This window comes from Aestuariibaculum scopimerae (assembly GCF_059428085.1).
The window spans coordinates 2148829-2169353 of sequence record NZ_CM182089.1 but is presented as its reverse complement, the minus strand read 5'-3'; the positions used below and the strand labels follow the sequence as shown (position 1 = coordinate 2169353).

Genomic DNA, 20525 nt, shown 5'->3' with positions numbered 1-20525 from the left:
ATTTTCTTGGCAACATCGGAGAGCCTTAAAAAAGCAAGGAGGAATTGGCACAAGCAAATCCTTGTCTTTTTTTAAGGCCTGTAGATAGCTTTGATAAATTATTCGGAGAGACATGAATGCAATAAACTGATTCACATTACGCATAATTAATGGTATAATTTGGACAGTTATATAGACAAACCTTATCTGTAAAAATGATAAGATTTATAGCAAAGGCAAAAAGCGAAACTAAAACAGTCGGTTATCTTTAGTTGTTTGTGTTTTTAATCAATTAAGAGATTGCCTTCTAAGCAGCAGGTTGCAGGTTCGAGTCCTGCTGGGTGCGCCATTTTTTTAAACATCTTGTGCGTACATATAGCTCCTTAAGTCCTTCAAAATAAATCCTAAATTTTTATAGAAATTTTTGATTTTAAGAAAGGAAGCCTTCATGAGCAATCGTAGGAAAACATCAAATAACAGCAATAATATAGACAGTTTTTCAAATAAGGGGACTGGTCGAAAACGAAAACACACTATTAAATTCACGAGTAGTGACATCGAAAGTTTAGAAGAACCTAAAAAAGCAACCCTTTTTTGGTTTGATGGGTATAAAGGGTTTGGAATACGCGTTATGCCCTCTGGAACGAAGAAGTGGGTTATACAATACCCATCCAAAAACGGCTTTCGTAGAATGACGCTTGGGAAATACCCTCACTTATCTATCGTAGAGGCACGTCAATCCTACATAAACATTATGGCTGATGTCGATCTGGGTATAGACCCATTAGAACAAAAGCAATTAAAGAAAGACCAACAGAAAAACGACCTCACTGTCTTGGAGCTTTTGGAGCATTATAGGGAACATTCAAAACAAACTGGCAAAAAAAGCTATGATAGAGAATGTAGGTCTATCTTGGTTGGTTTGGGGCAGAATATCATTAACAAAAGAATATCTCAGGTAACCCCACGAGAAATAGCCGAGGTTATCAATGCTAAGGTTAAAAACGGTACGCCAAGTGCGGCAAGTCATCTTTTAAAATATACCAAGAGACTGTTTAATTATGGGGCAGGGTTGTTACTTTTAAAACAAAGCAACAATCCTTGCATTGGTATTAAGCTAAACCTTCCCAAAAAAAGACGACAACGCTTTCTAAGTCCGAAAGAAATATACCTATTTTGGCATAGTTTAGAAAACATACCTGTAAGCCCATTGTTAAAACTTTCATTGAAGTTTTTGTTATGCACTGCTTCACGTTCTATTGAGGTTAGAACAATGAAATGGAATGATATTGATTTATCAGGCTGTGTATGGACAATGCCTACGTCAAAAAACGGAAGAATGCATCGCCTGTTTTTAAGTGATTTGGCAATCCGCATAATCCGTGAGGCTCATGAACATACTTCTTCTAGCGAATGGATTTTTTCACATCGTAAATACAACGGTAGAAGTCAAGTTATTGATGAAGAATACAAACCCTTTAAGGTTTGGACTTTATCTCAGGTTTTTCGTAGGCATTTTGAGAAATTCGGCATAAATGAAAGTTTCTACCCTCATGATTTACGGAGAACTGGTGCAACAATGATTGCTGGACTATTCGGGAGACGTGATTTTGCCTCTATGGTTCTTAATCACACAACTTCAGATGTCACGGGCATTTATGACCTTTATACCTATGATAATGAAAAAAAGATGGCATTGGACGCTCTCAGTAAAGCTATTGAAATAATAATAAATAGCCCAAATGTTGAGAGCGTCCCTAGTTTTGATGAAATTAGATCAAAGATTATTAAACCCACACATCAAATTAATCTTCTGCCTGATGATTTGAAGAATGATAGACCGATGGGTCTTTCATCCAATTTTCTAAATCCCGTATCCTATAAGCTTTCCTACGACCATGATGCGTTAAAGTAACAAGTTCGGGAAACCGTCCCGCCTTACGTTCTCTATATTGGGTCATTTTGTCTAAGGTTGTTGCCAGTTCTGCTGTTTTAATGGACACAAACGCATTCATTTTAAGGAGCAGGTGGGCAACAACTTCTGCTTCCTCATCGGGGTCTATAAGTATAACGGAATTATTTTCAATAGTTTTTGGCATTTTAGAGTTCCTTCCTCAGTTAAGTTGAGAAGGGTTTTAAAGAGGTATTTTCAAAACAAAACGCACACAAACAACCCAAAATTGAATAACCGAGTATTTTCTTCTTGTAGTTTTATGGAAAATTAACCATTGGGTGCGTATTGTCCTCGCAACTTAGTTTTTAAAACGTGAGCCGAAAGGAGACATATGATGAATATGAACTTTGATTACCCGTTTAAAACTAGAGAGGACTTTCTAAAAGAAGTCGTGAAACTACTCGTCCAACGGCGGTTGCAACTTGGGATTACCCAAGATGAATTAAACCATATGTTGGGTGTAGCCGATCGATTGGTCAGCAAATGGGAATGTGGGGTGAGAACACCTTCTTCATTCCATCTCTATTGTTGGGCAGATGCTTTAGAAAGTCAGATGACTATTATTGCCAACGATAACAATTTACCAACTCCAGAAGGGACGATGGAAAAGGCAATTAATGATAACCTTTTGTTTAAGGTGCATCAATATCAAGAACAATAGCCATCAAAATATTTTCTCAAAGAAAGTAAGACAAGAAAAGAGTGCGTAAAACGGTTAAATAAAACACCCAATTACAAACTCTTTTCTTCGTTCTTAATTTTTAACTTATAAAAATTTAACAATTTTATTTACATTGCTCATATTTTTAGAAGAATATGCGGATGTAGATGTAATTGAGGAAGTAGTTCAATTAATAATAAATGAGAATACATTGAATTATGAATATGACGTCTTGAATAAAAAGCTGATGCTTAAGAATTGATAAAAAAATACGCTAAAAGTGTAGCCTTACCCAAATTAAGACACTACTAAATTCAACAAATTTTCATTAATATCATCAGATTCGATGAAGAATTCTTCACCGAATCTAGGTTTATATTCTCTAGGAGACTTGTTCCCTAGTGATTGGTGTGGATGATTACTATTATAATCTTCCATCCATTGATTGCTTAATGTTCTTAATTGGTGCAAATCGTTAAACCAATACGCATCCAGTATATCCTCTCTATAAAATCTATTCAATCGTTCTATATATCCGTTTTGCATAGGTTTACCTGGCTGGGTGAACCGTATTTCTACTCGTTTTCGCTTGCACCAAGCGTTTAAGGTTTTGGATATAAATTCAGGTCCATTGTCACAACGAATTGTTTGTGGCAGGCCAATCTCTTCTTCTAACTGTTCTAGGGTTTCTACTACCTTTCTAGCCGGATAATTCAATCCTGGATCTATGGCCAATACCTCGCGATTACAGTCGTCCATAATGTTCAGTATCCGTACCTTTCTTCCATCGGAAAGTGTATCAGACATGAAATCCATGCTCCAAACCATGTTTAATGACTCAGGTGCTTCCAAAGGGTGTTTCACCCTGCCCGTTATACGCTTTTTGTGTTTACGTCTCAGTTTAAGTTTCATTTGCCTATATACTCGTAGTACACGTTTTCTGTTCCACCTATGGCCTTCGCGACGAATCCGTTTGTAATACTCATCAAATCCTCTGGTTGGAAGTTCCGAAGCCAATTCAGAGAGTTTGTCGATTACTTCACGGTCATCACGCTTGGTTTGGTAATACCACATTGAACGGGTTAAATCCACAACACCACAGGCCCTTTGTATAGATACCTGATATTCCTTGATTAAATAAACCGCCCTGTGCTTCTTGTCGGAAGGCCTTAGAACTTTTTTGACAATATATCCTTAAGCATTTGGTTATCCAAGCTAGCATCTGCGTACATCTGCTTGAGCTTGCGGTTTTCTTCCTCCAACTCTTTTAAGCGTTTTAATTGGCTCGTTTCCATACCTCCGTACCTTTTGCGCCAATAATAAATGGTACTCTTGTCGATACCTAATTCTCGTGCTATATCACCTACGGCACGACCTTGTTCGTTTTCCTTCAAGACCTTGATAATCTGACTCTCGGTAAATCTACTTTTTTTCATCTGACAGTTTAAAATTTAAAATTAGTAAATTTGAATTTTATGCTGTCTTATTTTTAGGGAAGGCTACAAAAGAATCGGATATTGAGTTGCGGTAAATTAAAAAATTAATTTCAAGTAAGGATAAATCTTATATTTAGACTGGACAAAGTAATAATAATTGGTACCTTTGAGTAATTTAATAGTGAGCTTCAAAATAAATAATGAATTATAGACTTGAACTTCTATCCGATGATGAATTTGAAAACTTGGTAAACACAATTTGTCAAGAAATTCTAGGTACAGGTCTTGTTACTTTTTCAAAAGGTAAAGATGGTGGTAGGGACGGAAGGTTTGATGGAAAAGCTAATAACTACCCCTCTAATTCGGAAAATTGGAGTGGAAAATTTATTATACAATCAAAACACACCACTAATCCTATAGCTAGTTGCTCAGATTCAGCTTTTGAAACTGTTGTTAAAGAGGAAATAGAGAGATTAAAAAAGCTCAAAGGTTCAGGTGATATTGAAAATTACTTGCTATTTACAAATAGAAAATATACTGGTGTAAAAGGTGAGTCCTTAAGGAAACAAATAAAATTAGAAGTTGGGCTAAATAATGTTGAAATCATTGGATTGGAAACTATTAATAATCAATATTTGAATAGCAATAAAAAGATTGTTAAGCAATATGGTTTGGATAGACTGATATTGCCTTTTGATTTTTCGGAAGATGAAATAAAGGCCGTTATAACCGAATTTAAAAAACAACTGGATGAAATTAGTGATGAAATCAAAAAGAAGGTTGAAGAAGTAAAATACGACTATAGTGGCATAAAGATTCAAGATAAAAATGAGAAAAACAGTTTAGGAAAGGAATATTTCGAGCAGGTGATTGTTGAGAAATCATTAGAACATTTTTATAAAGTTGATAGTTTCTTGCAAAATCCTAGGAACAGCCATTTAAAGGATTGTTATTTCGATTGTGTTAATGAATTAAGCCAAATTATTTTAATCAAAAGAGATGATTTTGGTGCCTTTGAGGAAGTATTGTTATATATATATAAATTGGTTTGTGACGGAAGCACTTCCCTAAAGGGCAGTAAAAGATTTGTAAGTGTATTTCTTCACTATATGTATTATACCTGTTCAATTGGTCTGAAGTGATGTTAAAGCCAGATAAACATACAAATCTCGATATATCAGTAATAAACATTACTGCATTTCTACTTAAGCAATTTAAACGTAGAGAAAAAGTAGGATATGACGAATTACTCGAGTCTATTAGGAAAGAGCTAAGTGAAGATGCCACCGAAGTTTATCCTTATGCGTTAAATTTTTTATTTTTATTAGGGAAGATTGAATATGAATCAAATAATGACTGTTTTAGCATAAATGAAACTCAGTAAATTATATACAAACAAAGAAAATTTTAAAAACATTAGATTCAACCCTGGTCTTAATGTGATTTATGCAGAAGTAAAAACTAAAATTTCTGAAAAAAAGAATTCACATAATCTTGGTAAGACATTGCTCTCAGAGCTAATAGATATAATGCTTCTTAAAAAGCTTTCTCCTAAAAATCATTTTTTATTTACTACTAAAAACGATAAAGGAACAGGGGTTTTTACCTCTTATATTTTTTATTTAGAAATACTATTGAATAATGGAAAATATTTAACAATAAAAAGAAGTGTTTCTAATAATAGTAAGATATCATTAAAACTAAATGAGCAAGAAACAGATGGATTTAATCCTCCTCAAAATTGGGATGAAGATAACATATCAATTGATAAAGCAAGAAATGCTCTTGCTGAATATTTAAATTTTGATTTTTTCAGGAGCAAAGAAGAATATGATTATAGAAAGTCAATTAATTACAGTATTCGACAACAAGGTGATTATGCAGATATATATCGATTAACAAAATTCAAAGGCAGAGATTTGTATTGGAAACCTTTTATGTTTGATTTATTAGGTTTTAATGGAAAGCTTTTGCAAGAGAAATATGAACGAGATGATGAAATTGATGACATATCTAAATTTATTAACAATTTAAAGAATGAATTTTCAGTCAAGGTAGAAGAAAGAGATGAACTTGTAGCTCAGATTCAATTAAAAGAAAATCAAACTAAAGAAGCTGAACATCAAATTGATAGATTTAATTTTTACGAACAAGATGAAAGATTAATAAAAGAAGGGGTTGAAGATGTTGAAACGAGAATTAGTGAATTAAATACTATTGCTTATAATTTAGAGTTCGATATCAATCGTTTACAATCATCAATCAAAAATAAATTTTCTTTTGATTTAAAGAAAGTTGAAAAAGTCTTTACAGAAGCTGAAATGTTTTTTTCTGACCAATTGAAAAAAGATTATGAAGACTTAATTGAATTCAACAAGAACATAACTTTAGAAAGGAATAAGCTACTAAGAACAACATTAAAAACAAAGTCATCAGAGTTAGAGGAAATTAAAAAGGAATTGAAAGGACTCAATGATAAAAAAGAGGAATTACTTTCTTTTTTACAAGAATCTAATGTTTTTAAAAAATTCAAGGAATATCAAAAGGGATTAGTGAAGATTGAGGGCCAATTAATTCAACTACAAGAAAAATTAAAAACAATTGATACTATCCTTCAGAAGGAAAAAGAAATAAAAGATATTAAACAAAAACTTGATAAAACAATCGAAAAAATTGGCGACCAATACAAAAATACAGACTCCAACATTATTTATAGGGAAATAAGAAATAAATTTGGATCGTATTACAAGGCTATATTAAATGAAGATGCTTACATATCTTGGAATATAAACACATCAAACAATGTGGATTTTAATCAACCTAAAGTCATTTCTGAAGGAGATATAAAAAGAGATACAGCCCAAGGAGATGGCTTTACCTATGGAAAATTATTTTGTGTGGCATTTGATTTAGCCTTGTTAACTGCATATAACAAACAGTCCTACTACAGATTTGTATATCATGATGATGTATTAGCAAACGAAGATAATGGGGTAAAGAGCCGGTTTATGAAGCTAATCAGGAAACTTATTGAAGAGTTTGATTTACAATACATTTTTTCTGTTATAAAGGATGACCTACCAACTGATGAGAACGATAAACCTATTAAGTTTGATTCTTCAGAGATTGTGTTGAATCTTAGCGATAAGGATGCTTCTGAGACTCTATTTGGTTTTAGATTTTAAAGCAGACACCTTTAAAAGTAAATTTTGTTGTACATATGTTGTACATAGAAATAAAAAAAGGATCTCAATTTCTTGAAACCCTTGTCATTCCTAGTAGCGGGAACTGGACTCGAACCAGTGACCTTCGGGTTATGAGCCCGACGAGCTACCTACTGCTCTATCCCGCGATATTGGACTGCAAATATACAATCCTTTTTAATTTCTACAAGCATAAAACCTTAAAAAATTATTGTTCCAAGCTATCTGCTTGGAAGTGTATCAATTGTAAATTTGAAAACCGTACGGTAATTTGGATAGGGTTACAACAGACCTCACAATCTTCTACATACTCTTGTTTTGATACAGAATGATCTAACAACATAGATATGGTTTCCCAACAATACGGACATGTAAAATAGTGCGCCTCCATATATGTTAAGATAAAAAAAGATAGCATATAATATGCTATCCCTTAAAAACTAATTTGTATATAATAATTAAAACTTCCTCTTCTTTTATTTAATCTTTTTCAATATCCATAGCAGCTGTAGCACTATTTTGATCTTCTAAAAACATAAGCCCTGGAGGGTGGTTGCCAGATACTGTTATGTATTCTTGGTTTAAGTTATTATCACTAAGCATCATGGTATTTAAATTTTTTAAGTTCATAAATTCCATGGGCACATCACCTGTAAGCTGATTAGTAGATAATATTAATTCCTGTAATTCTGTTAATTGGGCTATCTCAACTGGAATTTCACCTTCTAATTTGTTATCCATTAAACTTAATTTTTCCAACTTAGATAGTGCATAAATTTGATTTGGAATAGTTCCTATTAAAAAGTTACTTCCCAATAATAATTCTTTTAAATTGGTTAACCCCATTAAAGCTTCAGGAATCTCGCCAGTAAACTTATTACTATATAATTTTAAAGACTCTAAATTGTTTAGGGCTCCCAGTTCTGTAGGGATAGGTCCTTCAAAGCCATTCATAAACAACTCTAGGGTTGTTAAGGCTTTTAAATTTTTTATGGATTTTGGAAGGGTTCCTGTTAACTTATTGAATCCTAAATTCAATTTTCTTAAATTAACCAAGTTACCAATTGCTTCAGGCAAAGTGCCCTGCAAGTTGTTAAACTGTAGGTTAATTTCAACTATTTTATCATTTTCCAAAGTTATACCATACCAAGAATCTACAGCAGCATTTAAATCCCACGAAGTATTCCATTCGCTACCATTGGTTGCATTGTATAGTGCTACTAAAGCCTGTTTTTCATTTGAAGATACGCCAGCAAATGCATGTGCTGTTATAAAAAAGGATATAACTATAAGTTTTAAAGTCTTCATTACTGAATAAATTTGGGATTAATTCTACTACGAAAGTAACTTAGAAGTAGATAAAAAACTATTTTATTCGATGAAATGCATAAAATTTTAACATAATTATCCCGACAAACCTGCTGTTTCTTGGTTGAACGCCACATAATGCCAACTATTATTACTATTCAAAATTAAAGTTCAAGAGTTCGCCACTTAGTTGCAAGACTTCCAGCTCTGCCAATTTTGCTAAATATTTAGCTTGGTTGCGGCTTAATTCGGCATTTAGTAAATTTAACTGGGCTTGCCTAAATTCAATGGAATTGACTTGACCAATTTTAAACTTTTCCTGTGTTCTATCAAAATTATTTTGGGAAGTTACAATATTCGCTTCTTGAATTCTGTAAATATTCAATTTGTTTTGGTAATCATCCCAAGCATTATTAAAATTACGAGTTAAATCGATTTTTAACTGCTCCTTAAGCAGCTTTTGGTTTTCTATATTGATTTTGGCATTTTTCACTCTTGTAATAGCTGTGCCTCCATCAAATAAATTCCACCTTAAATTAATACCTCCAGACAAGCCTGTATTTGTTGAAACTGCCAAAAATGAAGCTGCATTATTATTGTTCTCATTCCAACCATAACTACCAGTTAATCCAATTGTTGGCAAATAAGCAGCACGTTCTGATTTCATGCTAAATTCACTAATCGCTATATTGGTATCTACTTGTAACAACGCTGTATTTTTAGCCAAGGCTTTAGCATACAAATCTTCTTTATTAAGCTGCAGCAGAAAATTAATGTTGGTAGCTACATTAAAGTCTTCTGGTAACACATTGCCCACAACAACGTTTAAATCGCGCTTGAAGTTTTTTAGTTGCTGATTGGCATTAATTAGGTTGATACTATCATTATTGATATCTACCTGAGCATTTAGAACGGCTAATTTGGTACTCTGTCCATATTCAAATTGGTATTGGGCCCTAACCAGTCTGTCTTCTGAAATGGAGAGTGTTTGTTGAATAGCTAACATGTTTTCTGTTAATTGGGCCACATTGTAGTAAACTTCAAACAACTGCAGGATAGTGTTTTCAATGGTTTCTCTAGCTTCCAATTCCGATAGTTGGTACTGTTCTTTGAGTTGTTTATAATTATAGGATCTACCTAAACCATCAAATAATGTATAGTTTAAATTAATGGAAGCATTATATCTGGAGCTTTCGGCTCCATTTAAAACAGTAACTGATCCGTTGGAAAACTCTGCTTCTGTATTGTCTAGATTATAAATGGCGCCCGCATTTCCGGTAAGTGTGGGCAAGTATCCTGAATTTAAAATATGGGTGTTGTTCTTGGCCACTTCAACAGAATTGTTCGCTAATTTAATACCGTAATTATTATCTAATGCCAAAGCAACAGCATCATTGGGTGTGACCAATTGTTGCTGCGCAGATATTGAAACCGATGCAGTGAGTACTAGCAACTTTAAAACAAAAGGCCTAATATTCATTTTCTTCATGTTGTTCTTTTATAGCACGTTCCACTTCTTCTTTTGTAATATTATTACCTGTTGCCAACCATTTAGTGTTTTTCTTGATACTGTTACTAAACGATAAGAATAATGGCAGTACCAATAAAGTTAAAATAGTGGCATAGGCAATTCCGAAGGATATAGAAATAGCCATTGGTTTTAAAAACTGTGCTTGTCTACTTTTTTCCAATAGTAAAGGTGCCAAACCAGCAATGGTAGTCAGGGATGTTAAAAAGATGGCCCTAAACCTGGATTTACCAGCATCCATAAGGGCATCGTCAAACTTCATACCGTCTTTTAGGTTAGAGTTAAACTTTCCAATCAACACTAAGCCATCGTTTACCATAATACCTATTAATGCAATAATACCCAAAAGTGATAAAATGTTTACTGGAAAACCAAGTAGCCAATGCCCCCAAGCAACCGATGTTAAACTAAAAGGCACCAATAACAACAATAATAATGGCTGGCTATAACTTCTGAATGTAAAAGCTATGGTAATATAAATAAGGATTAAAATAGGTATTCCTGCTTTTTTCAGAGATCTAGATAACTTGCTAGCTTCTCTATTCTGTCCTTCGTAGGAAGCCCGAATGGTGGGATATCTGGATTGGATATCGGGTATGACACTATTTTTGATGTTGTCTAAGATATCCGTTGAACTTGTGTTTCTGTCTTTTAAATCGGCCGAAACTTGTATTTCACGTTGTCCTTCTAAATGATTTATGGATACATCACCCCGCTCTATACTATATGTTGCAATATCCTTTAAAGTAACACGCCCACCCAATGGTGTTACAATACGCATGCCGTCTAAATCGTTTATGGATTCCCTGTTGGTACGATCATATCGCACCCATACCCTAATTTCATCCTGTCCGCGTTGAAATCGTTGGGCTTGTGCCCCAAAAAAGCCTGCTCTTACTTGTGCCATCACAGTTCTTAAATCTAAGCCTAACAAATAAGCATTTTCCTTGAGCTCCAATCTAATTTCCTTGATACCTGCCGGATCGTTATCAGCTACATCTTTTAAAAGCGGATTGGTTGATAGCACTTCTTTTAACTCAACTTTAGCAGCTTTTAATTCATCAATGTCATTACTAAGTAAAGATACTGAAATGGGGTTACCACCAAAGTTACCTCCAGACCCAAAAATTAGGCGTTCTGTACCAACTATAGGACCTACAATTTCCCTTAATCGGTTTGATACCAAATCGGCATTGATAACATCGGGGCGTTCTTCTCCAGGTAACATATTAATATCCAAACGGGCACTGGAACTACTATTTAGATGTAAAATTGTATTTTCAAAGAGTTCTTTTCCAGTTCCTGCCAAATACTTTTCAGAAAACTCCTTGTTCACTATCAATGATTTTTGTTCAATCATAGAGATAATGGAATCGGTTATTTTTACATTGGTACCGTTAGGCATTTCCAATTCTACTGAAACGCGGTCACTGGCAATAGCCGGAAATAAAGTCATTCTAATAATACTACCTCCTACGGCACCAATTGTTATTATTAAAAGCGCTACAAAAACACCTAAAGAAAGTAATTTGAATTTTAAAACATTATGTAAAAGCGGAGTATAAATTTTATCTCTTAAAAATGCCATAACGCCATCTCCTATTTTATTGAGCAAACGCATTTTAGAGAAAAACATTTTTAACTTTGATGGATTTTCTTCTACTTTTTGCTTTCTCAAAGCCTTTGAGTGTGCTAAATGCGCAGGTAAAATAATTAGGGCTTCAATAAGCGATATGGATAATGTAAGTATAACTATAACCGAAACCTCACCAAAAAACTCTCCAATCCTACTTTCTAAAAACAAAAACAAAGAGAAGGCCAAAAGTGTAGTTACAATGGCTGAAACTACAGGAGGGATTACCTCCATAGTGCCATCTACAGCCGCTTGTATAGGGGTTTTGCCTTTTTCATAATGTTGGTATATGTTCTCTGCAATAACGATTCCGTCATCTACTAAAATACCAATAACAATAATCATCCCGAAAAGGGATAATACATTAATTGTAACATCAAACTGATTGGCAAAAATAAACATTCCTAAAAAAGAGATAGGAAGTCCCAGTGCTACCCAAAAAGCAACACGAGTATTTAAAAAAATGGACAGGAAAATCAATACTAACACAACCCCCATCATAGCATTTTTAACTAATAATTCTGTACGCTGATTTAATGTTATGGAACGGTCTCTTACAACATTTAGCCGAACATTATTATGCTTCTCATTATAGTTTTTAATATAGGCTTTTACCTTATCGGCCGAAGATATTAAATCTTCTACATTGGTACTAGTAATGGCAACATCTACTGCCAATTGCCCACTAAAATACATAGCGTTAGGGGTTTCTGAAAAACGGTCGCGAATAATGGCTACATCCTTTAAACGCACTGTTTTACCATCGCTATCTGCTTTTACAATAATATTAGAAAGTTCGTCGCCATAATAGGAACGGTTGTTGGCTCTAATTAAATATTCCTCGGTATCAGTTTTTATATTACCGCCTGTAACCAAGATATTAGAGCTGCTTACGGCTTGGGAAACATCTGAAAAGGTTATATTGTAAGCCAATAAACTGGTTTCGTTAACTGCAATTTCAATCTCTTCATTGGGGTAACCACTAACTTCTATTTGGGAGATACCATCCATAGCACGCAAATCGTTTTCAACCTGCCTGCCCAGTTGTTTTAACGTTGACAAAGGCACCTCTTTTCCACTTATGGCAAAGGATATAGTTTCTCTAACTTCTTCGCGTTTAGCAACTACCAAAGGCTCCATGCCTGTTGGAAATGAAGGCACACGATCTACCGCATTCTTTACTTCCAAAAGCATGAAATCAATATTCTCTCCTTTAATGATTTCTACGGTTATGGTACCACTGTTTTCTCTTGAAACTGAAGTAACACGATCAATACCACGTAACCCCTTTAAATTATCCTCAATCTTAAGCACTATGCCCTCTTCAATTTCTTGAGGTGAAGCACCAGGATATGTTATATTTATAGTAATAATTTTAGAATCGGTAAGTGGGAAAAATGAGGACCTAAGTGATAGTATGCCCAAGACACCAAAAGCAAAAAAAGCTAAAATAAAAACATTTACAGCTACATGATATCTAATAAAGTAAGCAATTATTTTTCTCATTCTACCAGTTAATTATTAACTTATTATATTAGTCTTTATAGCTTTTCACCAACATCCCTGCATAAGCACCCGGAACTGGCTTGCTCAAGATTACCGTGCCATCGGGCACATGTTTTAAAACAACCTTTGTTTGCGAAAAATGAATAGGTTTTACATCTACAACATCCAGAATACTATCCCTAACCACAAAGATTTGATGGTTTTCCAACAACAAATTCCGGTTGATCTCAATAGCATTTTCTTCTTTCCTGGCATTTAAATTTGCTTCTAGGTAAATACCTTCCTTTAAACTTTCATTTTTTACTTCTATGTAAGCGGTAATGGTTTGTGTAGTGGTATTGATACTACCATTAACTCGAGACACCACACCTTCATAAGTTTCGGTTTTATCTAAACTTGTTAAACGCACTGTTTCTCCAACTTTTAGCAAACTGGCATCTGATTTACTAATGGCTACTTCCATTTCATAAATGGACGGATCGATGAACTCCCCCAGCTTTTGACCGCTTCGTATCAAAGACCCTTCGGTTACCAAGGCTTCTGTCAATACTCCAGAAAATGGTGCCACAATTGTATATTTTGAGAGGCGCTGCTCTTGGTTTTTTACATTGTAATAACTTGATACAATACCCCTTCCTGTTATAAAATAGTTTTCTTTTTCTGAAGACATCTCGGGCAGTTTAGGGGTGGTTTTTCTTAAATCGAAACTATTTAAATAATCCTGCCACTTTTGAAAAACTTCAGGAAAATCTAAACGTAAATCTGGCATGATGGCCGAAATAGCATTATATAAGTCACTTTTTGAGGCTTGTACATTGGAAAAATACTCTGAATCGTCCATACGTATTAAAGGCTCCCCTTGCCTGTATTGTTGACCGGGCTTAAACAATTTATTACCTGTTTTAAAAATACCCTGTACTTCGGCATAAAGCTCTACCCGCCTTTTTGCAACTAAATTACCATTGGCTGGAATAACAATTTGAATGGTGCTGTTTTTAACCGTATCGGTAAATACCGTTTTTACAACTTTATCTTTAACGGTCACTGGTTTGTTTTTATTTGCTATGAGATATTTGGCAAATAATACCGAGGCTACTATAAGTACAACCCCTAATGCAGAAAGTATAATTTTACGCATTCATTAAGTTTAAGATGGAATAAGTTTTAAATTTAATTAATAACTACTTTATTTAAGTTAAAAAAAACTTAATATTAATCAGCAATCTGCTCAATTTCTAATTGGATATCCTCCCATTTTTCCATTAATTCCTGCAAATCGGTTTTTAGTTTTTGGTAAGAATCAAAAAAGTTGGGCTTAGACGTTATAGCTTCGTAATTAACCTCCAAATCCAAATCGATTGCCTTTATATCCTTTTCTAATTGGTTAATCTTAGCCTCAACATTACTAAGCCTATTGTTAAGAGACTTTAGCTTTTTCTGCTCTTCGTAAGATTGTTGCTTTTTCTCTTTGGGTTTGTCCTTAATTACGGTTCGCTTTTCAACGTCTCTTAGGCTCTCTACATTACGCTGCTCTAAATAGTAATCAATATCACCTAAATACTCTTTTAGCTTATGATCTTTAAACTCATAGACCTTGTTAGTTAAACCTTGTAAAAAGTCGCGGTCGTGAGATACCAGAATTAATGTCCCCTCAAACCGTTTTAAAGCTTCCTTTAAAACATTCTTAGACTTTATATCTAAGTGGTTTGTAGGCTCATCCATTATTAAAACATTAAATGGTTGTAACATAAGTTTTGCCAATGCCAAACGGTTGCGTTCGCCTCCTGAAAGCACACGCACATATTTTTCTACCTCGTCTCCCCTAAATAAAAAAGATCCTAAAATGTCTCTTACTTTGCTTCGGTTAGTTTCATTAGCAGCATCTATCATTGTATCTAAAACGGTTTTGTTCCCATCTAAATACTCGGCTTGGTTTTGTGCAAAATACCCTATTTGAACATTATGACCCAGTTTTAATTGCCCTTCAAACTTAATATCGCCAACTATAATTTTAGCTAAAGTAGATTTCCCCTGTCCGTTTTGTCCAACAAAAGCAGTCTTACTATCACGCTCAATCAACAAGCCTACTTGCTTTAAAACTTCATTACTACCGTAGCTTTTAGATATGTTTTCAGCTTCAACAACTACTTTTCCGGGTATTACGGAAACTGGGAAATTAAGCGTCATAACACTGCTATCGTCCGCATCAACCTCAATCCTGTCTATTTTATCCAGTTTTTTTATAAGCGACTGTGCCATAGTAGCCTTCGATGCTTTTGCCCTAAACTTTTCAATGAGCTTCTCTGTTTGCTCTATTTGCTTTTGCTGGTTTTTTTGTGATGCCAACTGTTGCGTCCTTAGCTCCTCACGCAATATGAGGTATTTGGAATAGGGCTTGGGATAATCGTAAATCCTGCCTAGTGAAATTTCAATGGTTCTATTAGTTACATTATCTAAAAACATTTTATCATGAGATACTATAACTACGGCGCCCGCATAGTTCTTTAAAAATCCTTCCAACCAAATAATGGATTCAATATCCAAATGGTTTGTAGGCTCATCCAGTAGCAAAATATCATTATTTTGAAGCAGTAACTTGGCCAGTTCTATACGCATACGCCAGCCCCCTGAAAAAGTATCGGTAAGCTTGTTAAAATCCTCACGTTTAAAACCCAATCCTTGTAAAATTTTTTCGGTATCACCTTGATAGTTATAACCCCCTAATATTTCGTATTGGTGTTGCAAGTCATTAATATCAATCATTAATTGGTGGTAGCCCTCACTTTCATAATCTGTGCGCTCGGCCAGTTGTGTATTAATAGCTTCCATCTTAGCTTCCACTTTTTTTATATCTGTAAAAGCTTCGTAGGATTCTTCTAATACAGTTTTACCAAAAACAAAATCGATATCCTGTTTTAGAAATCCGATTTTAAGTTCTTTATCGGTTGCTATTTGACCTGTATCAGGTTCCATTTCTTTTGACAAAATCTTAAGCATGGTAGATTTACCGGCGCCATTTTTTCCAATAAGGCCTATCCTATCACCATTACCAAGCTTAAATGTAATATCTTCAAACAAATACTCCCCTTGAAATGAGATCGATAAATTATGAATGTTCATCATAGAAATGTAACTTAAGATACAGTACTTTAATTTATATGCTTTACTTTTGTTCTGTAAATGAGAATGCAAAAGTACATTAAATAATATGTTTAAAAAAGGCTCTAAATTATATAGTATTTTTACGGGAACATGCCCTAAGTGTCACGAAGAGTCTATGTATAAGAATAAAAATCCTTATAACCTTTCTGAAGTCTTGGACATGCATGAAAATTGCAGCCATTGTAAAACCAAATATAAGATTGAACCCTCTTTTTTCTATGGCGCTATGTATGTGAGTTATGCTGTAGGCATTGCTTTTGCTGTAGCGGCTTTTATTATTTCTTTTTTCTTTTTTAAGGCGAGTATCAACATGGTTTTTGTATCAATTGTAGGGACTTTGGTTGTTTTTTTACCTGTTATTATTAGGCTATCTCGAAATATTTGGATCAATATTTTTATGCACTATGACAAATCTTTGGTCAAGAAATAATTATAAAATCCTATTTATATCTATCTCTTTATTTAAAGGGTTACCGTTTTCAATAAAATCATAAAGTTGTTTGGCAACGTAAGGCCCTATCATAACACCCCGCGTTCCCAAACCATTCAGAACAAACATCTTTTTATAGTCTGGGTGCTGGCCTACCAATGGACGCCTATCTTTAACCGTAGGCCTAATACCAGCTACCTGGTCTATAACTGTATAAGGACAATGAATAATTTTATTTAATCTTTCCAACAAGTCTTCTTTTGCAGTATTTGTTATTTTATGGGTTAAATCTTTCCACTCGTATGTTGCACCAACTATATAATTATTGTCTTCTAATGGAATTAAAAACACGCCTGCTTTTAACACATAATCTATTTGTAATTCAGGACTGTGTATGGTAAGTAATTCTCCTTTGGCAGGAACTAAGGGTAAGTTTTTAAAAAATGGATTTTTCACTACACCATAGCCTTCAGCAAACACGATATATTTAGCATCAATATTTTTATACTGAATATGGTTTTTTTTAAATTCTAAATCAGCATGGTCAAAGGCACATTCAACTAATAATTCCTTGTTCTTTAGATTGCCTTTATAGGTATATATCAATGTTTTTACATCTATTCTACCAGTTTCTAATACTTCACCAAAACCAAATGGCGCCTCAATAGCTTGATTGTTGTTCTTAATGATTTTTGCGGATAGGTAATCTGATAGTATGGGCTTATCTGAAGCTGCAAACCAATCATTCTGTTCTTCTAAGGACGCAAATTTTCTATATACAGGTATTTTATAATCTAACACCACATCTAGCTCTGTCGCTAACTTGGCATACATGGGCAATGCTAAATCCAATTGCTCTTGGCTTTTCCAAACAGGTGTAAAGCGTTTTAGCACTACTGGGTTATATAAACCACCTGCTACAGTAGACGATTGTTGCGATGCATTGTCAAACACCACAAATGATTTGTTGTTAGCTTTTAGTTGTTCGCAAAAGCTAATACCGGCCAAGCCAATCCCTACTATAATGTAATCTACTTGCATTTAGCTGCGAAGATAAACAATAAAAGAAGCCCCGCTTAATTAGGCGGGGCTTCTTTTATTACTACTAATGATTTTGATAAAATTAGTATGTCCACATATCTAATTCAAAATCCCTGATTTTATTTTTAATCCTTTCAGATTCTAGTAATTGCATCAATGCATTTTCAGACACATATTCATTAATTTGCCTATCTCCCTGAACATTTTCTTCTTTGTAAATAAAGCCATGAAAACGTCTGGCATTTAAAACATGGTCAAATGAAAATGGCATAGAGCTATTCGTGTTGTTAAATGATTTGGCTTCGTGCAACACCTCTCTAGCATCTGGGAAAAACACCCAAAACAACTCTACTAAATCTGAGTTTTCTGTATCAATAAAGTTAACGTCTGGCGCTACAGGTGCTATTCCTAATAATCTGTATTTCATTTCAGCTTGGCGCTTATCAAAATACCAAAGTCCTTTTATACGGTATTCCATAATATCTGCCGCTGTTATATCTCTTCGGTCAATATATTCAGCCGATAATTCCTCACCCGCATTCAATTGCTCAATACCTAACTCGGTGGTATCAATTTTAACTAATGCCGCTTGGATATCCTTTAAGGTTCGCTTGGTTTTAAAATAAGAATCATCGTATATATTCTCGATATCACCATTTTTAATGCTTTTCATAAGCACGTCATAAAGCGAACGTCTTTCACTACCAATATTATTGGTATCTATAGGATAGTACAGTGGAAAATTAGCACGTTCATCTAAAACGATTTTTTCCCATACCATTTTAGAGAAAAGGATATCTCTATCATCAACATAACCATATTCCAACGGTTTATCGTTATCAATAGCCTTTTGTGCCTCTGTTCTCACACCTATTTCATCTGGGCTTTTGGCATTTAGAATATTGGCTTGTGCAAATGCACCTGATACTGTAAAAACAGTTGTAACGGTTAATAAAAAACTTTTTAAATTCATGTGCTTCTTTTTTTGTGTTTCTCAATGGTCACATGTAACACCCCATTTGTAACTAGTTAAGTTTCAACTTTACGATATGGGGTGTTTCATCTTAATTTATATTCTAGAGTGTAACTAACACACTATTTTAGTTTGTAAGCTCAATGATAATTGGAGATACTTTCTTAAGTATCACACTAACACCACTTGCTTTTGCTTCAATGTCAAAAATTGTAACGTCTGAACCACGCTTAGCTTTCAATAAGACAGCTTTTGCTCTACTATCTAATTTGTTCCCATTAACATTAACCGTAGGTTGTCCTGGAACTTTAAATTTAAATCCAGTTACACGTAATGGTAATTCGAAATCGAAATCATCAAATTTAGCTCCGATAGTTGAAATTTCAAGTGAATTTCTTTGCATTCTTACAGAACCATCTTCACCTCTAACCGTACCTGTTGGTTTTGGTAAATCTTTAATTCTAAATGTAGCTCTATCGCTTACGGTTTGTCCGTCTATTCTACCTGTAACATTAATGGTTACTTCTCTACCTTGAATTCTGGTAGCATCCATAATATATTTACTTCCGCTTACTCTACTTAACCCTTGTGCAGAGGCTGTTACATTATTATCAGCTATACCTGCAAAAGAGATGGTCATTGGGTTTTTAACGCCACGGTAAACAACATTCATCTTATCAGCAGAAATAGTTGCTGCATTTGGTTTAGCCACAGTAGCAAAAGAAGTGTTTACTGGTACTTCAATTTCTTCTCCATCTTGAGAGAAAATCAATTTACCTTCAATTTTATGCTCACCAGGTCTTCCTGTGTTTACTTTCAATTTTACTTTACCATCTTCAATAGCATATTGATCTTCGGTAAGTTTAACGCCATCTAAGGTTAATTCTACTCTATTTGGTTTTGTTGTAGCATCTTTACGCCCTAAAACGATTTGCCCATCAAACTGTTCACCATTAAAATAGGCTGATTTTGATGTTTCCAATAACGTTGTATAGTTTGTCATAGACACCTCTGTAGTAAGCGTGCCTTGTAACATACGCGATAAAACTTCAGATTCTGTTGACTTGATATCAGATTGTAATGCTGTTAACTTTGTTAAAGACGCTACTAAAGGAAATCCTTTATAGTGATAATCTAACCAATCAATTTTAATACCATCTCTATTGGTAACTTTATCGGTGCTAAATTTTTCATTAACATCTTTAACTATGGGTTGCATACCATCAATGGTAGACAAAATTTCAGTAACGCCATTTTTAAATGAAGCCATTTTATTTAAAAACTCTTCAGCTTCTGGTTTTAATCTGCCGCCTATAAAGAAATGTTCATCTAAATAGTCGCCTTTATCCATAATCTCATAATCTGTCGGATCATCAACCGTTGCTACCATTTTACTTTTTAAATCTTCAATGTAACCATCAAGATTATCGGCTAAGATGTGAATTTGTGCCGCATCTGCCTTAAGTTTTTGGTATTTCTCTGGTTGTTCTTCCGCTTTAGTATCTAACCCTGCTAAGAATGCTGTATTTCTAGATTCTGTGGCCTGGTTAGTTTCGGTCATTCTTTCATTCATTAATCCGAAGGCTGAAAGCACTTCTTTAGACATATTTAAAGCAAGCATAGCTATAAATATTAAATACATCAGATTAATCATTTTCTGTCTTGGTGATAAATTTCCTGCTGCCATGTCTAATTAGGTTTTGGTTAATTA

Annotated in this window: 17 protein-coding genes and 1 tRNA gene; 6 read left to right on the top strand and 12 right to left on the bottom strand. The window is 34.2% G+C overall.

Features of this window, described 5'->3' with window-relative positions:
• The first annotated feature begins 403 nt into the window (after positions 1 to 403).
• On the top strand, positions 404 to 1894 hold the full coding sequence (locus AC5SR4_RS09360) for a tyrosine-type recombinase/integrase (RefSeq protein ID WP_495355981.1): 1491 nt from the start codon (positions 404 to 406) through the stop codon (positions 1892 to 1894).
• On the opposite strand, the gene AC5SR4_RS09355 is transcribed toward AC5SR4_RS09360, so the two are convergent.
• On the bottom strand, positions 1785 to 2078 hold the full coding sequence (locus AC5SR4_RS09355) for a hypothetical protein (RefSeq protein ID WP_495355980.1): 294 nt from the start codon (positions 2076 to 2078) through the stop codon (positions 1785 to 1787). The two genes, AC5SR4_RS09360 and AC5SR4_RS09355, sit on opposite strands and share 110 nt — an antisense overlap.
• 246 nt (positions 2079 to 2324) lie before the next feature.
• Here AC5SR4_RS09355 and AC5SR4_RS09350 point away from each other — a divergent pair, with 246 nt between their 5' ends.
• Entirely contained in the window at positions 2325 to 2594 is a 270-nt protein-coding gene (locus AC5SR4_RS09350; protein WP_495355979.1) for a helix-turn-helix domain-containing protein, read from the top strand.
• Between the two features lie 297 nt (positions 2595 to 2891).
• Here the strand turns inward: AC5SR4_RS09350 and AC5SR4_RS09345 are convergent.
• Positions 2892 to 4030, bottom strand: a protein-coding gene (locus tag AC5SR4_RS09345; protein ID WP_495355978.1) for an IS3 family transposase whose coding sequence is annotated in 2 segments (ribosomal slippage) — positions 2892 to 3769 and positions 3769 to 4030 — 1140 coding nt in all. Because the reading frame shifts where the segments join, the coding sequence is not laid out codon by codon here.
• Between the two features lie 200 nt (positions 4031 to 4230).
• Between AC5SR4_RS09345 and AC5SR4_RS09340 the strand changes: the two genes are divergently transcribed.
• Genes AC5SR4_RS09340 through AC5SR4_RS09330 form a run of 3 tightly spaced genes read left to right on the top strand, consistent with a single transcriptional unit; the run spans position 4231 to position 7215 of the window.
• On the top strand, positions 4231 to 5172 hold the full coding sequence (locus AC5SR4_RS09340; RefSeq protein WP_495355977.1) for an ABC-three component system protein: 942 nt from the start codon (positions 4231 to 4233) through the stop codon (positions 5170 to 5172).
• Positions 5172 to 5414 carry an ABC-three component system middle component 8 gene (locus AC5SR4_RS09335; RefSeq protein WP_495355976.1) on the top strand — a complete coding sequence of 81 codons (243 nt, stop codon included), beginning with the start codon at positions 5172 to 5174 and terminating at the stop codon, positions 5412 to 5414. Before AC5SR4_RS09340 ends, AC5SR4_RS09335 begins: the two co-directional genes overlap by 1 nt.
• Positions 5401 to 7215, top strand: a complete 1815-nt coding sequence (locus AC5SR4_RS09330; protein WP_495355975.1) for a DUF2326 domain-containing protein — start codon at positions 5401 to 5403, stop codon at positions 7213 to 7215. Before AC5SR4_RS09335 ends, AC5SR4_RS09330 begins: the two co-directional genes overlap by 14 nt.
• A gap of 94 nt (positions 7216 to 7309) precedes the next feature.
• Here the strand turns inward: AC5SR4_RS09330 and AC5SR4_RS09325 are convergent.
• From AC5SR4_RS09325 to AC5SR4_RS09295, 7 genes are all read right to left on the bottom strand, one after another.
• A tRNA-Met gene (locus AC5SR4_RS09325) sits at positions 7310 to 7382 on the bottom strand.
• A 59-nt stretch (positions 7383 to 7441) separates the two neighbouring features.
• Positions 7442 to 7624, bottom strand: a complete 183-nt coding sequence (locus AC5SR4_RS09320; protein ID WP_495359174.1) for a CPXCG motif-containing cysteine-rich protein — start codon at positions 7622 to 7624, stop codon at positions 7442 to 7444.
• 89 nt (positions 7625 to 7713) lie between these two features.
• A complete protein-coding gene (locus tag AC5SR4_RS09315) occupies positions 7714 to 8541 on the bottom strand; it encodes a Two component regulator three Y domain protein (RefSeq protein WP_495355974.1) in 828 nt (275 codons plus the stop codon).
• 154 nt (positions 8542 to 8695) lie between these two features.
• Complete coding sequence (locus AC5SR4_RS09310) at positions 8696 to 10021, bottom strand: TolC family protein (protein ID WP_495359173.1); 1326 nt, start codon at positions 10019 to 10021, stop codon at positions 8696 to 8698.
• Positions 10011 to 13208: an efflux RND transporter permease subunit gene (locus AC5SR4_RS09305; RefSeq protein WP_495355973.1), complete on the bottom strand. Its 3198-nt coding sequence runs from the start codon at positions 13206 to 13208 to the stop codon at positions 10011 to 10013. Before AC5SR4_RS09305 ends, AC5SR4_RS09310 begins: the two co-directional genes overlap by 11 nt.
• 28 nt (positions 13209 to 13236) lie before the next feature.
• Positions 13237 to 14346: an efflux RND transporter periplasmic adaptor subunit gene (locus AC5SR4_RS09300; protein WP_495355972.1), complete on the bottom strand. Its 1110-nt coding sequence runs from the start codon at positions 14344 to 14346 to the stop codon at positions 13237 to 13239.
• A gap of 74 nt (positions 14347 to 14420) precedes the next feature.
• On the bottom strand, positions 14421 to 16331 hold the full coding sequence (locus AC5SR4_RS09295; RefSeq protein WP_495355971.1) for an ABC-F family ATP-binding cassette domain-containing protein: 1911 nt from the start codon (positions 16329 to 16331) through the stop codon (positions 14421 to 14423).
• A gap of 85 nt (positions 16332 to 16416) precedes the next feature.
• Here AC5SR4_RS09295 and AC5SR4_RS09290 point away from each other — a divergent pair, with 85 nt between their 5' ends.
• Positions 16417 to 16800 carry a DUF983 domain-containing protein gene (locus tag AC5SR4_RS09290; protein WP_495355970.1) on the top strand — a complete coding sequence of 128 codons (384 nt, stop codon included), beginning with the start codon at positions 16417 to 16419 and terminating at the stop codon, positions 16798 to 16800.
• Here AC5SR4_RS09290 and AC5SR4_RS09285 read toward each other — a convergent pair whose 3' ends face one another.
• From AC5SR4_RS09285 to porM, 3 genes are all read right to left on the bottom strand, one after another.
• On the bottom strand, positions 16801 to 17841 hold the full coding sequence (locus AC5SR4_RS09285; RefSeq protein WP_495355969.1) for an NAD(P)/FAD-dependent oxidoreductase: 1041 nt from the start codon (positions 17839 to 17841) through the stop codon (positions 16801 to 16803).
• Between the two features lie 82 nt (positions 17842 to 17923).
• Complete coding sequence (gene porN, locus AC5SR4_RS09280; protein WP_495355968.1) at positions 17924 to 18814, bottom strand: type IX secretion system ring subunit PorN/GldN; 891 nt, start codon at positions 18812 to 18814, stop codon at positions 17924 to 17926.
• Between the two features lie 127 nt (positions 18815 to 18941).
• Positions 18942 to 20501, bottom strand: coding sequence for a type IX secretion system motor protein PorM/GldM (porM, locus tag AC5SR4_RS09275; RefSeq protein ID WP_495355967.1), 1560 nt, complete (start codon positions 20499 to 20501; stop codon positions 18942 to 18944).
• Between the last annotated feature and the right edge of the window lie 24 nt (positions 20502 to 20525).

Bases quoted from the DNA above. Each gene is read 5' to 3' on its own strand.
- AC5SR4_RS09340 (WP_495355977.1), top strand. From the start codon at position 4,231: ATGAATTATAGACTTGAACTTCTATCCGATGATGAATTTGAAAACTTG.
- AC5SR4_RS09290 (WP_495355970.1), top strand. From the start codon at position 16,417: ATGTTTAAAAAAGGCTCTAAATTATATAGTATTTTTACGGGAACATGC.
- porN (WP_495355968.1), bottom strand. From the start codon at position 18,814: ATGAATTTAAAAAGTTTTTTATTAACCGTTACAACTGTTTTTACAGTA.
- AC5SR4_RS09305 (WP_495355973.1), bottom strand. From the start codon at position 13,208: ATGAGAAAAATAATTGCTTACTTTATTAGATATCATGTAGCTGTAAAT.
- AC5SR4_RS09320 (WP_495359174.1), bottom strand. From the start codon at position 7,624: ATGGAGGCGCACTATTTTACATGTCCGTATTGTTGGGAAACCATATCT.
- AC5SR4_RS09295 (WP_495355971.1), bottom strand. From the start codon at position 16,331: ATGATGAACATTCATAATTTATCGATCTCATTTCAAGGGGAGTATTTG.
- AC5SR4_RS09300 (WP_495355972.1), bottom strand. From the start codon at position 14,346: ATGCGTAAAATTATACTTTCTGCATTAGGGGTTGTACTTATAGTAGCC.
- AC5SR4_RS09310 (WP_495359173.1), bottom strand. From the start codon at position 10,021: ATGAATATTAGGCCTTTTGTTTTAAAGTTGCTAGTACTCACTGCATCG.
- AC5SR4_RS09330 (WP_495355975.1), top strand. From the start codon at position 5,401: ATGAAACTCAGTAAATTATATACAAACAAAGAAAATTTTAAAAACATT.
- porM (WP_495355967.1), bottom strand. From the start codon at position 20,501: ATGGCAGCAGGAAATTTATCACCAAGACAGAAAATGATTAATCTGATG.
- AC5SR4_RS09355 (WP_495355980.1), bottom strand. From the start codon at position 2,078: ATGCCAAAAACTATTGAAAATAATTCCGTTATACTTATAGACCCCGAT.
- AC5SR4_RS09335 (WP_495355976.1), top strand. From the start codon at position 5,172: ATGTTAAAGCCAGATAAACATACAAATCTCGATATATCAGTAATAAAC.
- AC5SR4_RS09285 (WP_495355969.1), bottom strand. From the start codon at position 17,841: ATGCAAGTAGATTACATTATAGTAGGGATTGGCTTGGCCGGTATTAGC.
- AC5SR4_RS09315 (WP_495355974.1), bottom strand. From the start codon at position 8,541: ATGAAGACTTTAAAACTTATAGTTATATCCTTTTTTATAACAGCACAT.